The organism is Candidatus Mycobacterium methanotrophicum (assembly GCF_023515995.1).
In the GTDB taxonomy this organism is placed as follows: Bacteria; Actinomycetota; Actinomycetes; order Mycobacteriales; family Mycobacteriaceae; genus Mycobacterium; species Mycobacterium methanotrophicum.
The window spans coordinates 3536390-3552362 of the sequence record NZ_CP097320.1 but is presented as its reverse complement, the minus strand read 5'-3'; the positions used below and the strand labels follow the sequence as shown (position 1 = coordinate 3552362).

The following is a 15973-nucleotide window of genomic DNA, read 5'->3' as shown; positions in this document are numbered from 1 at the left end:
CTCCCGGCCGGCCGGACTCAGTCAGCCAACTCGTAGACGTCCTCAGCGGGCGCCGCCAGTATCTGCTGCGCTAGCTGTGCCTTCAGCTGGTCCAGGTGCGCCTCTTCGGCCTGGCTGCGGTCCGAGTTGCCGACGAGGTCGATGAATTCGGCGGTGACGAAGCCCGGGCGCAGCAACAGAGTCGCTACGCGGCCGGCGATGGAGATCTGGAACACGAAATCGCCCAGCAGCCGACCGCGGTCGGGTCGCGCCAGCGCGGGGTCGACGGTGTAGCGGCCGTTGGTCACCGCTCGGGTGACGGCCTCGAAGCCGTCGCGGGCTCCCGGCCCCTGGAAGGCGGTGCGGATGACGACCGATCGCCGCTGCGGGGGTTGGTTCGGCGATAACGCCGCGAATGCCCGCTGCATCACTTTGAAGGCATTGGCCACACCTGCCGGCGAGTAAGGCCCCGCGTAGCACAGCATGTCGGTGTAGGAGAACTCGAGCAGCTGCCCGCGTTCTGTCACCAAAAGCGTTTCGTCCACGTCGCTGACTGTAGGCCGGATGCGCACCTCGGGCGCCCAACCATCCGGTTGGTAGCTGGTATATCTTGGGCGGCACAGTCCCTGTCCAGCCGGAGGTCATCCAATGGGTAGCACGGTCAAATACCAGCGCACACTGTTCGAACCCGAGCATGAATTGTTCCGCGAGTCCTACCGGGGCTTCCTGGACCGTCACGTCGCGCCCCATCACGAGGAATGGGAGAAGGCGAAAATCGTCGACCGCGGGGTGTGGTTGGAGGCCGGTAAACATGGCTTCCTGGGCATGGCGGTGCCCGAGCAGTACGGCGGCGGCGGCAACCCCGACTTCCGCTACAACACGATCATCACCGAGGAGACCACCGCGGGCCGTTACAGCGGTATCGGTTTCGGGCTGCACAACGATGTAGTGGCGCCCTATCTACTTCGTTTGGCCAACGACGAGCAGAAGCAGCGTTGGCTACCGAAGTTCTGCACCGGTGAGCTGATCACCGCAATCGCCATGACCGAGCCGGGCACCGGCAGTGACTTGCAGGGCATCAAGACCCGCGCGGTCAAGCATGGCGACCACTACGTGCTCAACGGGTCCAAGACGTTCATCACCAACGGCATCAACTCCGATTTGGTGATCGTGGTGGCCCAGACTGATCCGGACAAAGGCGCGCAAGGCTTTTCGCTGCTGGCCGTCGAGCGCGGCATGCAGGGCTTCGAGCGCGGCCGGCACTTGGACAAGATCGGCCTGGACGCCCAGGACACCGCCGAGCTGTCGTTCACCGACGTGCAGGTGCCCGCCGAGAACCTGCTCGGCGAAGAGGGTATGGGCTTTATCTATTTGATGCAAAACCTGCCGCAGGAACGAATCTCGATCGCCATCATGGCCGCCACGGCCATGGAAACGGTGCTCGAGCAGACCCTGCAGTACACCAAGGAGCGCAAGGCTTTCGGCCGATCGATCGGCAGTTTTCAGAACAGCCGATTTGTGCTGGCCGAATTGGCGACCGAAGCCACCGCGGTCCGCATCATGGTCGACGAGTACATCCGGCTGCACCTCGACGAGAAACTGTCTGCCGAGCAGGCTGCGATGGCCAAGTGGTACTCCACCGAAAAGCAGGTGCACCTGATCGACCGCTGCCTGCAGTTACACGGCGGCTACGGCTACATCCGCGAATATCCGATTGCCCGAGCCTATCTCGATGCGCGGGTGCAGACGATTTACGGCGGCACCACCGAAATCATGAAGGAAATCATCGGCCGCAGCCTCGGCGTCTAGCCGAGGCCATCGGCGGTCAGCCGAGTAAACATTGACGCCGCCGTTGTGATGAGCAGGATGACGACAATCACCGCCAACGACAGCATCGTGCCCAGTTCGACGACGCGCACCGGGTTGCCGCCGTTGATAAAGGGAATGCTGTTGTCGCGCAGTGCCTACACCATCAAGTCCACACCAATGAAAGCCAAGATCGCCGCAAGACCATACGGCAGGTACACCAGTCGATCGAGCAGACCCTCGAGCAGAAAATACAGCTGTCGTAGGCCCAGCAACGACAATGCGGTCGCCGAGAACACCAGGTAGACGTTTTGCGATAGCGCGAACATCGCCGGGATCGAGTCGAATGCGAACAAAATATCCGCCCCGCCGATAGCGATTATGGTCAGCAGCATTGGCGTCATCAGCCTGCGGCCGTGCTCGACGGTGGCCAACCGTTTGGCGGTACGGACGAGCACCGTGTCCGTGTCCGACGTCTTTGATTTTGCCGACTTTGCCAGGCTGACTGCCAGACTGCCGTGACCAGTAAGACAACCGCGAATAGGTAGAACACCCAGTCGAAGACCCTGATCAGCGCAGCGCCGATAAATATGAATCCGGTGCGCGCCGTCAGCGCAACGACAATGCCGAACAACAGCACTTTCTGCTGGGCGATCCGCGGTACGGCGAAACTGCTCATGATGAACAAGAAGACGAAAAGGTTGTCGACCGAGAGTGCTTCATTGCTCACATAACAGGCGAAATATTCGACGCTCATGGTCTTACCGCCGAAAACCCAGACGCCGACCCCGAACACGATCGCAATTGCGAGGTAGCTGGCCGAGCACACAGCCGCTTCTCGCGACGTCGGCGTGCGGGTGGGGCGGACGCTGAACAGATAGTCGAACACGACAAGACCGGCGACCGCCGCAACGATCACCAGCCAGATCGGTCCGCTTCCGTGCGCCACGATCGGGGACCGTAACGCAAACTCGCATGAATGGAGTGCGACACCCGGCAGCGTTGTGGACAGCTTTTTGACGTCGACGGCGTGTCGGTTCCGTAGGGTCTTCGACATGAGTTTGCATGCGCCCGTGCGCCGAAGCACAGTTGTGCCTGCTCGCCGAGTGGTCGACACTGGCCAGAAGCTGCTGGTGGTGCGGGCGCCGGGAGGTGTGATGGCAGGGCGACAACATCGATCAAGGACCGTCGTGCGGCGTGCGGTGCTGGGTCTGGTGGCACTGGCGACAGCCTTTGGGTCGGCGGCATTGGTGGTGCCCGTCGTGGCGGCATCCCCGTTGGGCGAGGCCGACGAGGCGATCACCGCAGCCTGGAAAGACGCGGGCGGCGACCATTCGAATCTCGGCGCCAAGCAGGGTGAATGCTACCCCGCCGGGCAAGGATTCGCCCAGGACTTCGTCCACGGCAAGATGTTCTTCACCCCGGCCACCGGCGCCAAATCGATGTCGGGCGCCATCCTCGACAAATACGAAGCTCTCGGCGGTCCGGCGGCCAGCGATCTGGGTTTCCCGACGATCAACGAAGTACCGGGTCTGGCCGGTCCCGACAGCCGCGTCAGCACCTTCTCGGCCAGTGACAAGCCGCTGATCTTTTGGACCCCCGAGCACGGAGCATTCGTGGTGCGCGGGGCGATCAACGCCGCGTGGGACAAACTGGGCAGCTCCGGTGGCCCTCTCGGCGTTCCGGTCGGCGACGAAACCTACAACGGCGAGGTCGCCACCCAGACGTTCAGCGGCGGCAAGGTGTCCTGGAACAGGGTGACCAAAGCGTTCGCCACCGTCCCACCCGATCTGGCCAGCCAGCTCACCGGCCTGCAGGTACCAATCGATCCGACCGCGGACATCAACACGGCATGGCGCGCAGCCGGGGGTCCCTCCGGTCCGCTGGGCGCCAAACAAGGCGATCAGTATTCCGTGGCCGGCGACGGGCTGGCCCAGAACTTCGCCGGTGGCAAGATCTTCTTCAGCCCGGCGACCGGCGCCAACGCCGTCGAAACGGACATTCTGGCGAAATACGAGTCGGCGGGAGGCCCGGGCGGCAACCTCGGCTTCCCGATCGCCAACGAGGCCGATGGCGGTCTCAAGCCGGCCAGCCGGGTGAGCGCGTTCGCCGCCGCCGACAAACCCGTGATCTTCTGGACGCCCAGCCACGGCGCCTTTGTGGTCCGCGGCGCGATCAAGGCCGCGTGGGACAAACTCGGCGCCGCGACCGGCAAACTGGGGGCGCCGCTGGGAGATCAGACGGCAGACAACGACCTGCTCACGCAGAAATTCACCGGCGGTCAGATCTCGTGGAATCAGGCCAAGAACACCTTCACCACTTCGCCGGCGAACCTGGCGTCGTCACTGTCCGGGCTGCAGGTGCCGGGACAGAAGATGCCGGTCGGTTCGGCGCCGGCTCCCGGCGGGGGTGGCTGGTTGACCTGGCACCGGTGGTGGTTGCCTGTTGCGATCGCAGCGGCGGTGTTGTTGATCGGGATCGCCGCGCCGACGGCGTCGACCTGGCGTCACCGCCGTGGCGCCCGGCGCCACGTCGACGTCGCCGAACCCGGGGTTGGACAGCAATCAAGCGAGCGCATCGGCGATGAGGCGGTCACCGAGGCTGTTGCACAGTGGTCACCGGAGGCCGAACGCGATCTCGCGTCGTCAAGATTGACCGAGGGCTATCCCGCGCCGCCGCGTCCGCGGACCGTGCGCCTGCCGAGTCAGGCGACCAGGGACTGGATGCCGCTCAAGCGTGTCGATTCGGTTGACGAGCCGCTGCCCGACGAAATCGAAAGCCCCGAAGATTTTTCCGGGCTGGACGAAGGCGACGACGAGCACTTCGATGACGAGCACTTCGACGAAGAGCACTTCGTCGAAGACCCAGACGCCGTGGATACGGCTCCGACGCGGATACCGGCTCGGAGCCAAGTTCGAGGCGGGCGACATGCAGCCGCGGACCCGGACGACGACGAAGACACCACTCACTTCGCTGCAGTTGCCCCAATTGTTCCCGGCCAGTTGGCGATTCATCTACCGCTGGACGATCGGTACCAGGTGCCCGACGGGTACCCCGTTAAAGCCAACGCCAGCTCTGGCCTCTATTACATGCCCGACAGCGCACTATACGAAGACACGCTTGCCGAAATCTGGTTCCTCAGCGAAGAAATCGCGCAGGCGAACGGGTTCACCAAGGCGCAGTAGCCGACCGGATCGCGGCAGTCAGATCTTGCGGATCACCGTGACAACTTTTCCGAGCACCGCAGCGTGGTTGCCCGGAATGGGGTCGAAGGCCGGGTTGTGCGGCATCAGCCACACCTGACCGCCGGTGCGCTTGAAGGTCTTGACGGTAGCCTCGCCGTCGATCATCGCCGCCACGATGTCACCGTTGTCGGCCACGTTTTGCTGACGCACCACCACCCAGTCGCCGTCGCAGATCGCGGCGTCGACCATCGAATCACCGACTACCCGCAGCAGGAACAGCGCGCCCTCGCCGACGAGCTCGCGCGGGAGCGGAAAGACGTCTTCAACGGCTTGCTCGGCAAGGATCGGCCCGCCTGCCGCGATGCGCCCCAAAACGGGAACAAACGTAGGTTCCGGCAGTGCGTCCGAGCCGGAGACATCGGTGAGCACCGTCGGTTTCACGTGGTCGTCGGCACCGCGCACATCGACAGCGCGCGGGCGGTTGGGGTCACGGCGGAGATAGCCCTTGCGTTCGAGCGTGCGCAGTTGGTGGGCCACTGACGACGTCGACGTCAGACCCACGGCATCGCCGATTTCCCGGATGCTCGGGGGATATCCGCGACTGCTGACCGAAGCGCGGATGACGTCCAAAATCATGCGCTGTCGCTCAGTGAGCCCTGAATCCGCAGATCGCGCGCTGCGCCCAGGGCCGGCGTCCGGGGTGTCGCTGTCGCTCATGCGGACGAATGTAGCCGCATTCAGCCCCGATATCAAACATGTGTTCGAGGTGTGTTCGATGTGTTGCGGCCGAGCCAACCGCAAAAGGTGTCGGTGGGGTGTCCTAACGTCTGCTGTATGTGCAACAGCTCGATCACACGTTCGAAATTCGAACGTACTATCGATTATACTTCGAACAGATGATCGAGTATCAGGCAGCGAAAGGAGCACACATCATGCCCATCGAGACGATCTCACCGAGCGCGCCGATCCAGTGCCGGCCGGTCCGGGCGCGTCCGGCCGGCCGCCGCGATCGGCCAGTAACCCGGGGTCCGCAGCCGTCTAGACCGATGGCCGCGCCCCCGCGCTACCGCGGCGCTGTGGCGATGTCGACGGCGCCACATCGGCCACGTCCGATTACACCGGCGACCACGGTGGTGCTGGCCCTGCTGGCGGCGCTGATCACCGTGTGGCTCGGGATGGTGGCGCACTTCGGCGACATGCTGCGTGACGGGCCCGCACAGACGGCGGGCCACCTGCCCGACCGGCTCGCCGTGGTGCGGGTCGAGCCAGGGGAGACTCTGCACCACTTGGCGGCCCGGGTAGCGCCCGATGCGCCCGCCGGCGAGGTCGCCGCGCGCATCCGCGAACTCAACGATCTTGATTCCCCGACCGTGACTGCCGGTCAGACGCTGATCGCACCGGTGGGCTGACGGCTTCGCTTGCACCGTGATGCTAGGTCCGCGCGGCAGCGCGCAGGTACGCTCGGGATGGTCTGAGACATCTCGTAGTCGGCGCGGCGAAGGAGCGGTCATGCATTGTCCGTTCTGCCGCCATCCCGATTCTCGAGTCGTTGACTCACGGGAGACCGACGAGGGCCAGGCCATCCGACGCCGCAGGTCCTGCCCGGAGTGTGGGCGGCGTTTCACCACCGTGGAGAACGCGGTGCTGGCTGTCGTCAAACGCAGCGGTGTCACCGAGCCGTTCAGCCGCGACAAGGTGATCAGCGGTGTGCGTCGGGCCTGTCAGGGTCGCCAAGTCGACGACGACGCATTGAATTTGCTGGCCCAGCAGGTCGAAGACGAAGTGCGGGCCAGTGGGTCACCCGAAGTGCCCAGCCACGAAGTCGGGCTGGCAATCCTTGGTCCGCTGCGAGAACTCGACGAGGTGGCCTATCTGCGATTCGCCTCGGTGTACCGGTCGTTTTCGTCCGCAGACGATTTCGAGCGCGAGATTCAGGCGCTGCGCGCGCACCGCAAGGTGTCGTCTCCCGGCTGACCGTAGGTAGGGTCGGGACGTGACTCGAGCCCTGCAAGTCCAGGTCTGTGTTGCCGGTGGCGGTCCCGCGGGCCTGGTTCATGCGTTGCTGCAGGCCCGCGCCGGTATCCGGGTCGTCGTCTTGGAAAAGCACAACGATTTCCTGCGCGACTTCCGCGGCGACACAGTGCATCCCACCACCCTGCGGATCATGGACGAACTCGGGCTTATCGATGAGTTCCTGCGTCTACCGCACACCAAGATCACCCGAGTTGCGTTCGACACCGACGGCCCACTTCGCACCTTCGGTAACTTCAGCGCGCTCACATGGCTTGGCTTCAAACAGCCTTACATCGCATTGATGCCGCAGTGGGACTTCCTGGACTTTCTCGCCGAAAAGGCAAGTGAATACCCACAATTCACCTTGATCCGCAACGCCGAAGTCAAGGATTTGGTCTTTGAGGACGATCGCGTCGTCGGGGTGCGCACGCCCGAGCTGGAAGTGCGGGCCGAGCTGGTGATCGGCGCCGATGGGCGCGCGTCGGCGGTGCGCGCGGCGGCAGGATTGGAGATCGCCCGGGCGAGCTCGCCGATGGATGTGTTGTGGTTCCGGCTGAAGTGGCGCCCCGGCGATCCTCAAGAGCTCTTCGCGATCCTCCGTAAAGGCCTGCTGATGGCCATGATCTATCGGGGCGACTACTGGCAGGTCGCGTATCTCGTGCCGAAGGGCCAGAACCCGCGAGACGGTTCACTGGAGGCGTTCAAAGAGCGTCTGGCGTCCGCGCTGCCGACGTTGGGTGAGCATCTCGGTGATCTGCAGTCCTGGGACGACACCAGCCAGCTCGATGTGCGGGTGGATCGGCTCAAGACTTGGTGGCGTAGCGGTTTGCTCTGCATTGGGGATGCCGCGCATGCCATGTCGCCGGCCGGTGGCGTCGGTATCAACCTTGCTGTTGCTGATGCGGTGGCGGCGGCCAACATCGTCTGCACCCCATTACGAGAGGGCCGGTTGACCGATGCCGACCTCGCCAAGGTGCAGCGTCGCCGCGAGCTACCTGCCCGGATTATCCAGGCCGGCCAGATATTCATCCAGAACCGGGCGATCAAGCCCGTTTTGACGGGCGACCTGTCGCCGATCCGTATTCCGAAGTTCGTCGGCCGGGGCCCGCTGCAGTTCATCCCGCCGATCGTCGTCGGCCGGGGCTTTCGCCCCGAGCATGTACGCACCCCGGACGTCCACGGCGCCTAGCTAGCTGCGCCGCAGCAGATAGGCTGGTGAGATGCCGCCCGACCTGCACCCCGACTTGCAGCCGCTCGCTCCGCTGCTCGGTACATGGCAGGGTCGTGGGTCTGGGACATACCCGACAATTCAGCCGTTCGACTACCTCGAGGAAGTCGTGTTTTCCCATGTGGGCAAACCGTTTTTGGTCTATGGGCAAAAAACCGCCTCCGCGGCCGACGGCAAGCCCCTGCATGCCGAGACGGGATATCTTCGCAGTCCCCGACCCGGTCACGTCGAACTGGTGCTCGCACACCCAAGCGGCATCACCGAAATCGAGGTGGGCACATACACCGTCGGCGGCACGACGATCGAGCTTGACATGACCGCCGCGCACATCGGGCTGACACCAACCGCCAAAGAGGTGACCGCCCTGGGCCGCACATTCCGTGTCGATGGCGACGAGCTCGCGTATTCGCTGCAGATGGGCGCGGTCGGCCGACCGCTGCAACACCACCTCTCTGCGGTATTGCACCGCACGAGCTGAGTGCCGCGCCAAAGGCATTCCCGCGTCGAAGCATTGATGGCGGATAACTCTGACGCGGAACGGCCTAGACGAAGTGCGTCACACCGTCGTCGACGACGCGCCCGGCAACCCGAACCCAGCCCTGCGGGTTCCACCTGGTCTGGATTACCGAGCCGTTGCCCTGCACGATGGTCAAGTCACGGCTGAGATAGTCGGTCATTCGGACGGCAGCAGATCCGGCCGCTTCGTCTTCGGCCACACCAAGATTGGCCGCGAAAAACCGAGCGCGCAGTGATCCGGCCGCCTCGTCGACCCAGGTCCACAGGTAGTGCGCCACATCGTCGGTGAAGTCGGCGGGGTCGGCGGCTGCGAGGTCATCGAGCGATTCGAGATCGTGAACGGCGAATTCGGGAGCCCATTCCGAGCGTGCGCTGATCGCCGTGGCGTCGTCGTCGTAGCTCACCTGCACGATGCCGGCCGGTACCTGCAGCGTGCGGATCGGAGTACCCCGGTTGCGCACCCACCATGAGGCGCCGACCGTCGGGTGACCGGCGAACGGCAGCTCGGTGACCGGGGTATAGATGCGAGCACGCGCAGTGGTAGCGCCGGCGCTCGGTAGATCGATGAAAACTGTTTTGCTGTAACCTAATTGAGCGGCGATGCGCTGGTGCCAGGAAACCTCGACGGTGCTGGCGTCGACGATGCCCAGCGGGTTGCCGAAATTCCCCTCTGAATCGGTGAACACGCGCAACGCCGTGACGTCGAAGCCCATAACCCGACCATACGACGTCGCGCCAGCAGACCGGTTAGGTGGCGCTACGTTCGTCGGACCCCATGGCAGTCAACACGGCGACGCGGGTGTCGGCCGGTCCTGAGAGGGTTTGTGCGCCGCCACCGCTGCGCAGCAGCTCCCGCAGCGCAGCCTGGTCGTATCGGGCGGGCTCCGTCTTGTCGATGAAGCGCTCGACGACCTCGATGAAACGGTCCGGATCGTCGTGGAACGGGAAGTGGCCGGAGTGCTCGAAAAGCGCCAGTTGGGAACCTGGCATCGCGGCGTGCGCCATTCGGGCATGGCTGACCGGGATTACCACATCGTCTGTGCCCCAGATGATTTGCACCGGAACGGACGCAGTCAAATAACATCGGTCCAGCATGGTGACCATCTGACCGCGCCAGTCGACCACCGCCCGCAGCGTGCGGGTGAACGCCGCCGAGGCCATCGGCTCTGGTAAAGCGGCCAGCACCCGCAGGACGTCCGGCAGGTCGTGCCCCAGAGCGGTTGATCCGAGCACCAGCCCGGCCGCGCGCCCGGCGATCTGCAAAGCCGGCAGCACCAACGGCAACCGAAGCAACGCCAGCGCCTCGCCTCCCATCGGCAAGGAAGCCAGCCGTAACACCACGTTGACGTCCTTGGTGACCCCGCCGGCCGCGACCAGGACCAGCCGCTCCACCAATTGCGGGAATTGGTAGGCGAACTGCATCGCCACTCCACCACCGAGCGAGTGACCGACGACGGTGACGCGCTCGATGCCCAGCACGGAAAGCAGGTCGCGCATCCCGTTGGCGTACGCCGCGAGCGAGTAGTCGGCGCGTGGTTTGTCCGACTGCCCGTGGCCCAGCAGGTCGACGGCGATCACCGTGAACCGTTGCGCGAGTCTGGCTTGAACTGTCTCCCAGGTGGTGGAGTTGTCACCGATCCCGTGAATCAGCAGGATCACCGGACCGGAGCCGGCGATGCGGAACGCACGCCGATAGCCGTGGACCGTACGGAACTGCAGCGAAGGGGTGACCTCCCGCACCGAGCGCAAATTGGGCCTCCGCTGCGTCATCTCGCCAACTTCGCTGTCGGGCGTCCTGACACGCGCCACTCCTCGTCGCATCGCCGAAGCATCGTCGTCGGCGCGGTGGGGCGTTCACTTCGGATCGTCGTCGTCAAACTTCTTCTCTGCCTCCTGGGCGAGGAATCGCTCGAACTCCGCGCCGAGTTCGTCCCCGCTAGGCAGATCGTCATCCCGCGTCAGCAGCGACCGTTCCTCCTGATCGGCAATGAAGGCATCGTACTGTCGCTCCAGCGTGGCCACCACTTGAGCGACGTCGGGGCTCGCTTCAACCTGTTCGTCGACCCTGGCCGCAATCTCAACAGCCGCCTCTTCGAGCGCCTTGAGCGGAAGCTGTAGCAATCCGGTCTTGGCCACCTGCTTCAGCAGTGCATGCGCGGCGGCCGGATAGCCAGTCTGTGCCAAGTAGTGCGGGACATGAACGGTGAAGCCCACCACCTCGTGGCCGTGCTGAGCCATCCGGTATTCCAACAGGTTCGACGCGCTTCCGGGCACCTGGACCTCGGTGATCCACGGCGTGAAGTCGGCGATCAACTCGCGGTTGTTGGAGTGCGCCGTCATCGTCACCGGCCGCGTGTGCGGGACCGCCATCGGGATCGCGCCCAGACCGATCGTCTGCCGCACACCCAGACGCTCGGCCAACAACCGCACTGCGGTGATGAACCGCTCCCACTTCAAATCCGGCTCCATGCCGGCCAACAGCAAAAACGGCGTCCCGGCGCTGTCATGCATGGCGTAGAGACGAAGCTCTGGGTCGTCGTAGTGGGCGAAATGATCGGTCTTGAACGTCATTAGGGGCCGCCGCGACCGGTAATCGAGCAGCTCGTCGATCGCGAACGAGGCCACCAGTTCGGTGTCCAGTGTTTCCTTGAGGTGGCTGGTGGCCAGCCGGATCGCATGACCGGCGTCGGAAAAGCCTTCCAGAGCATGCACCAAAACCGGGCCACGGCCATCAGACGATGACAGCTGCGGCGCGGGGACCTCGAGCTCGTACATGCCGTTCTGCTGCTCGGGTTGGTAATGCTGTTCCCGGTCGGGGGGCTGGTTGTCGTCCATCGCTACTGCCTCCTCGCACGGCGCGGTTGGGTACCGCCGTGTCAAATAGTGTCTCTCAAATCTGCTGGCTGCGGGTGCGGACCCGGTCGGCAATGCCGGCGCGTCTCACCGCTCTCCTCATGGATACCCCGTTTCGGCGTCGCCTGCGGCCATCCGGTCGGGCATGATCGACGGCGATGCACATTCTGGCACCGGCGGTGGGCGCAATCGCCGCGCTGGCCGCGGTATTAGCGGGATGCGGGCACCAGCCACCTGCCGCACCGGTCATCAGCGAACACAAGCCGGCCGTCGTCGGCTCCCCGAGCTAGATCATTGCGGCGCCGGTGCTGCGCCGGCCGATGTCTGGACGGTCAGCGTGATCTAGCTGGATCCGCGGTGGGTCGCCAATAAGGATTCGTACGCCGACTATGCGATTGCCCGCGTCAGCCGCCCCGACGGCTGTCAGGCCACCACGGGAATCGGTGACCGCGGCTACCCGGAGCTGCTGTGCGCGGGCCTGGCCGACGGCACCAGCGGGGCGCCCTGGATCAGCGGCTCGAGCGTCAGCGGGGTGATCGGCGGTCTGCACCGCGGTGGCTGCGGGGAGAACTTGTCCTACTCGCCACCGTTCGACCAGCACATCACCGAGCTTTTGGAGCGCGCCGAGGCCGGCGGCCCAGGCGACGTCGCGCCCGCGGGTTTCGACGGTGCCCCTCGCAACCCATCGTCGCGTCTACCGGTTCGCCAAACGCGTGGCGGGCGGCTACCCGGCCTCGGTCCATGGACGTCTACGCACGAGCGGGCAAGCCGATGACCTCGCCGACGGCGAAGACGTGAATATCAGTTCGCGGTTGTCCCCAGCCGCGCCGTTGTCCACAGCGCATGGGTGGTGCCGTCCGCACCGCCGACGGACTGACAGTGCCGACGGTCAGCGTGAGCGCCATGACCAAGCAGCCCCCTGACTTTGAACTGAATCGTCCCGGCGCGGTGATCGCCGCGATCCCGGCCGTGCTGGGCTTCGTGCCGGAAAAATCGCTGGTGCTGATCTCGATCGACGACAACGAGCTGGGCTCGGTGATGCGAGTCGACCTCTCCGAGGTGCTCGCCGACCACGTTGGGCAGCTCGCGGAGGTGGCCTCCGCGGCCAGCCCCGAGGCGGCCATCGTGGTCATTGTCGACGCCGACGGCGCAGGCTGCCCTATGTGCAACGAGCAGTTCCGCGACTTGTGCGCGACGCTCACCGACGAGCTGTCGCAGCACGACATCGACCTGTGGGCGGCACACGTGGTGGACCGGGTGGCCGCCGGGGGCCGCTGGCACTGCGTGGACGGTTGCGGCGCGGGCGGTGTGATCGACGACCCGTCCGCGTCGCCGGTGGCGCTGGCAGCGGTGCTCGACGGCCGACGGTTGTATGCGCGGCGCGCTGACCTGCAGTCGGTAATCGCGGTGGACGAACGGGCGCCAACCGCGGCGCTGGCCAGGCTGATCGGCGAACACGCCGCGCTACGGGATGCAGCACACCGCGCCGATCCAGCTGCCTGCGTCCGCGGCGACGTCGAGGACGCGCTGGCTGCGGCCGCCCGGGTGGGCGAGGGACAACAGCTGTCCGGCGCGGAGCTGGCCGGCCTGGCTTGCGCGCTGGGCGACGTGGAGTTCCGAGACACGATGTTTGCCCTGGCGGTCGGCCGGAGTGCCGGAGAGGCCGAATCGCTGTGGGCGCTGCTGTCGCGCAGCCTGCCCACGCCGTGGCGGGTCGAGGCGCTGGTGTTGGTCGCGTTCAGTGCCTATGTCCGCGGCGACGGCCCACTGGCCGGGGTGTCGCTGGAGGCCGCGCTGCGCTGCCAACCCGAGCATCGGATGGCAGGCATGCTCGACGCGGCGTTGCAATCGGGCCTGCGGCCTGAGCGCATTCGCGAGCTGGCTGTTACCGGGTATCGGCTAGCCGAGCGGCTCGGTGTGCGGCTGCCGCCGCGACGGGCATTCGGCCGACGCGCCGTCTAACGGGCCCGGCCAATTGGCCCGGTTCAGACCTTCTCGACCTTGACCGCGTGAGCCATTTCATGCGGCAGGCTCACGTTCTCATGGCCCAGCATCACGATGGTCACGCCGCCGGCCGGGTTGGTTTCGACGGTCACCCTGGCGTTGGGCACCACGCCGGCGTCCTTGAGCCGGGTGATCAGGTCGATGTCGCCCTGCACGTGTTCGGCGAGCCGACGCACCACCACTGCGACGGGTGATCCGGCCGGCAGCTCGGTGAGCCGCACCAAATTCGGTTCCCGGTCGCCGACGCCCGGCCCGATGCCCAAATCCAACAGACCTGGAATCGGGTTGCCGAAAGGCGAGGTCGTCGGGTTGTCGAGGACCTGCACCAGCCGACGCTCGACGTCTTCGCTCATCACGTGCTCCCACCGGCAAGCCTCGGCGTGCACCTCTTCCCACGGCAATCCGATGACATCGACCAGCAGCCGCTCGGCGAGGCGGTGCTTACGCATCACCGAGATCGCCAGTGCGCGGCCCTTGTCGGTGAGTTGGAGATGGCGGTCGCCGGCGACATGCAGCAGCCCGTCGCGCTCCATCCGTGACACAGTCTGGCTGACCGTGGGTCCGCTCTGGTCAAGCCGTTCGGCGATACGGGCGCGCAGCGGCGTCACGCCCTCTTCTTCGAGGTCATAGATCGTCCGCAGGTACATCTCGGTGGTGTCAACCAGCTCGTTCATTCCGTACCCTCCGTTGCTGCTGAGCTTACTTGCCCAGCTGCGTGAACGGTTCGCTAACGCTCCAGCACGCCAGTGTGCCCGCCGCTGGCGCGACGGGCACACTGGCCGGGAGTTGATCTAGCTCCTCAGCTGGCGTAGGACCGCAGTCGGTCGGCCCGCTCACCGTTGCGAAGCTTGGCCATCACCTCGCGCTCGATTTGGCGAACCCGCTCACGGGACAGCCCGAACAGCTTGCCGATTTGGTCGAGCGTGCGGGGCTGTCCATCGTCGAGCCCGAAGCGCAGCCGGATCACCTGATGCTCACGCTCATCGAGCGTTGCCAGCACTGTGCGGATGTCGGTGTGCAGCAGCTCGGCGATCACCGCGTTCTCCGCGGACATCGCTTCAGCGTCCTCGATGAAATCGCCGAGCGGCGCCTCTTCCTCGGAGCCGACGGGCATGTCGAGGCTCACCGGGTCGCGGCTGTGCTCCAGCAGGTCGTTGATCTTCTCGACCGGAATGCCCGACTCGGCAGCGAGTTCCTCGTCAGTGGCCTCACGGCCGAGGCTCTGGTGCATCTCGCGCTTGATCCGGGCCAGCTTGTTCACCTGCTCAACGAGGTGGACAGGCAGTCGGATGGTGCGGCTCTGATCGGCCATGCCCCTGGTGATCGCCTGCCGGATCCACCACGTCGCGTACGTGGAAAACTTGAATCCCTTTGTGTAGTCGAACTTTTCCATCGCGCGGATCAAACCCAGATTGCCTTCCTGAATGAGGTCCAGCAGTGGCATTCCGCGGCCTGTGTAGCGCTTCGCCAACGACACGACCAACCGCAGGTTGGCTTCCAGCAGATGGCTTCGTGCTGCTTCGCCGTCGCGAGCCACCAGTGCCAGGCCGCGTTTGCGGTTCTCGCCCAGCCGCTTGCGGGTGCTCAGCAGATGCTGAGCGTAGAGTCCGGCCTCGATGCGCTTGGCGAGTTCGACCTCATCGGCGGCATTGAGCAACGCCGTTTTGCCGATCCCGTTCAGATACACGCGCACCAGGTCCGCGGCTGGGCTTTGAGCATCCAGATCGCTGTCAACCCGGCTTGTGGTGGCATTTGCCATGGCGGCCTCCCGATAGGCGTGAGCTGTCATGAGGTACAACGACCAACTTGAGGTACAACGACCAACTTGGCAGTGGAGTTCCCGCTGGGCGACCATCCCACACCCCTTGACGTGCGCGGACGTCCGCGCGGTCTGAGAATGTGCTAAGAACCCGCTGCGCCCTCGGATTATTCGGAACCGTCGGCCTCCTGCCGCGGCGATTCCGGTTGCGGCGCTGGGCGAGTGTGATGTTCGAGCGCGGGTCGTTCGGCGGTTGGGAACAGCGGGGTGCGCTGCGTGACCGCGTCGAAGCGCCGGGGTTCGTCGGCGCGACGTGGCGGGCGATCGTTGGCGATCAGCACTGCCATCCAGGGCAGCGGGACGGACGCGGCAATGATCGCAAGTGAGACAAGACCGTTGTGCCACAAGCCATATGCGCCGGCTGCCAACACCAACGCCGGAATCCGGAAGGCCATCAGCGTCAAGTATTTGCGCACTCGCTGTCGGTGCTGTACCTCGTATGCCGGCGCCGCGGCGGTGATGAGTACCGGCTTACCCTCGTCGTCGAAACCCAGCTCAGGGCCGCGCTTCATTTCTCTACTGTTCCACACTTCGGCAACCGCGTCGAAGCCGATTACGGCACAATATGGA

Annotated in this window: 16 protein-coding genes and 1 pseudogene; 8 read left to right on the top strand and 9 right to left on the bottom strand. The window is 65.1% G+C overall.

The window, feature by feature from the left end; translation table 11 throughout:
• Nucleotides 1-17: 17 nt before the first annotated feature.
• The gene (locus M5I08_RS18455; RefSeq protein ID WP_219065412.1) at nucleotides 18-524 is read right to left on the bottom strand and encodes a hypothetical protein; all 507 of its coding nucleotides are present in this window, start codon (nucleotides 522-524) and stop codon (nucleotides 18-20) included.
• Nucleotides 525-627: 103 nt separating this feature from the next.
• Here M5I08_RS18455 and M5I08_RS18450 point away from each other — a divergent pair, with 103 nt between their 5' ends.
• Nucleotides 628-1788, top strand: coding sequence for an acyl-CoA dehydrogenase family protein (locus tag M5I08_RS18450; protein WP_219065411.1), 1161 nt, complete (start codon nucleotides 628-630; stop codon nucleotides 1786-1788).
• Between the two features lie 23 nt (nucleotides 1789-1811).
• On the opposite strand, the pseudogene M5I08_RS27000 reads toward M5I08_RS18450, so the two are convergent.
• A pseudogene (locus M5I08_RS27000) lies at nucleotides 1812-2734 on the bottom strand (TerC/Alx family metal homeostasis membrane protein); the annotation flags it as partial.
• Nucleotides 2735-2942: 208 nt separating this feature from the next.
• Here M5I08_RS27000 and M5I08_RS18440 point away from each other — a divergent pair.
• Entirely contained in the window at nucleotides 2943-4970 is a 2028-nt protein-coding gene (locus M5I08_RS18440) for a sunset domain-containing protein (protein WP_219065567.1), read from the top strand.
• Between the two features lie 18 nt (nucleotides 4971-4988).
• Here M5I08_RS18440 and lexA read toward each other — a convergent pair whose 3' ends face one another.
• A complete protein-coding gene (lexA, locus tag M5I08_RS18435) occupies nucleotides 4989-5687 on the bottom strand; it encodes a transcriptional repressor LexA (protein ID WP_219065409.1) in 699 nt (232 codons plus the stop codon).
• A gap of 215 nt (nucleotides 5688-5902) precedes the next feature.
• On the opposite strand from lexA, the gene M5I08_RS18430 reads away from it, so the two are divergent.
• From M5I08_RS18430 to M5I08_RS18415, 4 genes are all read left to right on the top strand, one after another.
• Nucleotides 5903-6379, top strand: coding sequence for a LysM peptidoglycan-binding domain-containing protein (locus M5I08_RS18430; RefSeq protein ID WP_219065408.1), 477 nt, complete (start codon nucleotides 5903-5905; stop codon nucleotides 6377-6379).
• Between the two features lie 100 nt (nucleotides 6380-6479).
• Nucleotides 6480-6944 (top strand): transcriptional regulator NrdR, encoded by a 465-nt coding sequence (gene nrdR, locus M5I08_RS18425; protein WP_219065407.1) that lies wholly within the window; start codon nucleotides 6480-6482, stop codon nucleotides 6942-6944.
• A gap of 31 nt (nucleotides 6945-6975) precedes the next feature.
• On the top strand, nucleotides 6976-8172 hold the full coding sequence (locus tag M5I08_RS18420; RefSeq protein WP_370328658.1) for an FAD-dependent oxidoreductase: 1197 nt from the start codon (nucleotides 6976-6978) through the stop codon (nucleotides 8170-8172).
• A gap of 31 nt (nucleotides 8173-8203) precedes the next feature.
• Complete coding sequence (locus M5I08_RS18415; RefSeq protein WP_219065405.1) at nucleotides 8204-8689, top strand: peroxynitrite isomerase; 486 nt, start codon at nucleotides 8204-8206, stop codon at nucleotides 8687-8689.
• A 64-nt stretch (nucleotides 8690-8753) separates the two neighbouring features.
• Here M5I08_RS18415 and M5I08_RS18410 read toward each other — a convergent pair whose 3' ends face one another.
• The 3 genes from M5I08_RS18410 to M5I08_RS18400 all read right to left on the bottom strand — a co-directional run bounded on the left by M5I08_RS18410 (nucleotide 8754) and on the right by M5I08_RS18400 (nucleotide 11562).
• Complete coding sequence (locus tag M5I08_RS18410) at nucleotides 8754-9440, bottom strand: PhzF family phenazine biosynthesis protein (RefSeq protein WP_219065404.1); 687 nt, start codon at nucleotides 9438-9440, stop codon at nucleotides 8754-8756.
• Between the two features lie 34 nt (nucleotides 9441-9474).
• On the bottom strand, nucleotides 9475-10497 hold the full coding sequence (locus M5I08_RS18405; RefSeq protein ID WP_219065403.1) for an alpha/beta fold hydrolase: 1023 nt from the start codon (nucleotides 10495-10497) through the stop codon (nucleotides 9475-9477).
• A gap of 84 nt (nucleotides 10498-10581) precedes the next feature.
• On the bottom strand, nucleotides 10582-11562 hold the full coding sequence (locus M5I08_RS18400) for a proteasome assembly chaperone family protein (protein WP_219065402.1): 981 nt from the start codon (nucleotides 11560-11562) through the stop codon (nucleotides 10582-10584).
• A gap of 176 nt (nucleotides 11563-11738) precedes the next feature.
• On the opposite strand from M5I08_RS18400, the gene M5I08_RS26215 reads away from it, so the two are divergent.
• Nucleotides 11739-11870, top strand: a complete 132-nt coding sequence (locus tag M5I08_RS26215) for a hypothetical protein (RefSeq protein ID WP_255564643.1) — start codon at nucleotides 11739-11741, stop codon at nucleotides 11868-11870.
• Nucleotides 11871-12483: 613 nt separating this feature from the next.
• Entirely contained in the window at nucleotides 12484-13542 is a 1059-nt protein-coding gene (locus M5I08_RS18390; protein WP_219065566.1) for a DUF4192 domain-containing protein, read from the top strand.
• A 23-nt stretch (nucleotides 13543-13565) separates the two neighbouring features.
• Here the strand turns inward: M5I08_RS18390 and M5I08_RS18385 are convergent, their stop codons facing one another.
• From M5I08_RS18385 to M5I08_RS18375, 3 genes are all read right to left on the bottom strand, one after another.
• A complete protein-coding gene (locus M5I08_RS18385; protein ID WP_219065400.1) occupies nucleotides 13566-14258 on the bottom strand; it encodes an iron-dependent transcriptional repressor DtxR in 693 nt (230 codons plus the stop codon).
• A 125-nt stretch (nucleotides 14259-14383) separates the two neighbouring features.
• Nucleotides 14384-15373 carry a sigma-70 family RNA polymerase sigma factor SigB gene (sigB, locus tag M5I08_RS18380; protein WP_370328507.1) on the bottom strand — a complete coding sequence of 330 codons (990 nt, stop codon included), beginning with the start codon at nucleotides 15371-15373 and terminating at the stop codon, nucleotides 14384-14386.
• Nucleotides 15374-15510: 137 nt separating this feature from the next.
• Entirely contained in the window at nucleotides 15511-15933 is a 423-nt protein-coding gene (locus M5I08_RS18375; RefSeq protein WP_219065398.1) for a DUF3099 domain-containing protein, read from the bottom strand.
• Between the last annotated feature and the right edge of the window lie 40 nt (nucleotides 15934-15973).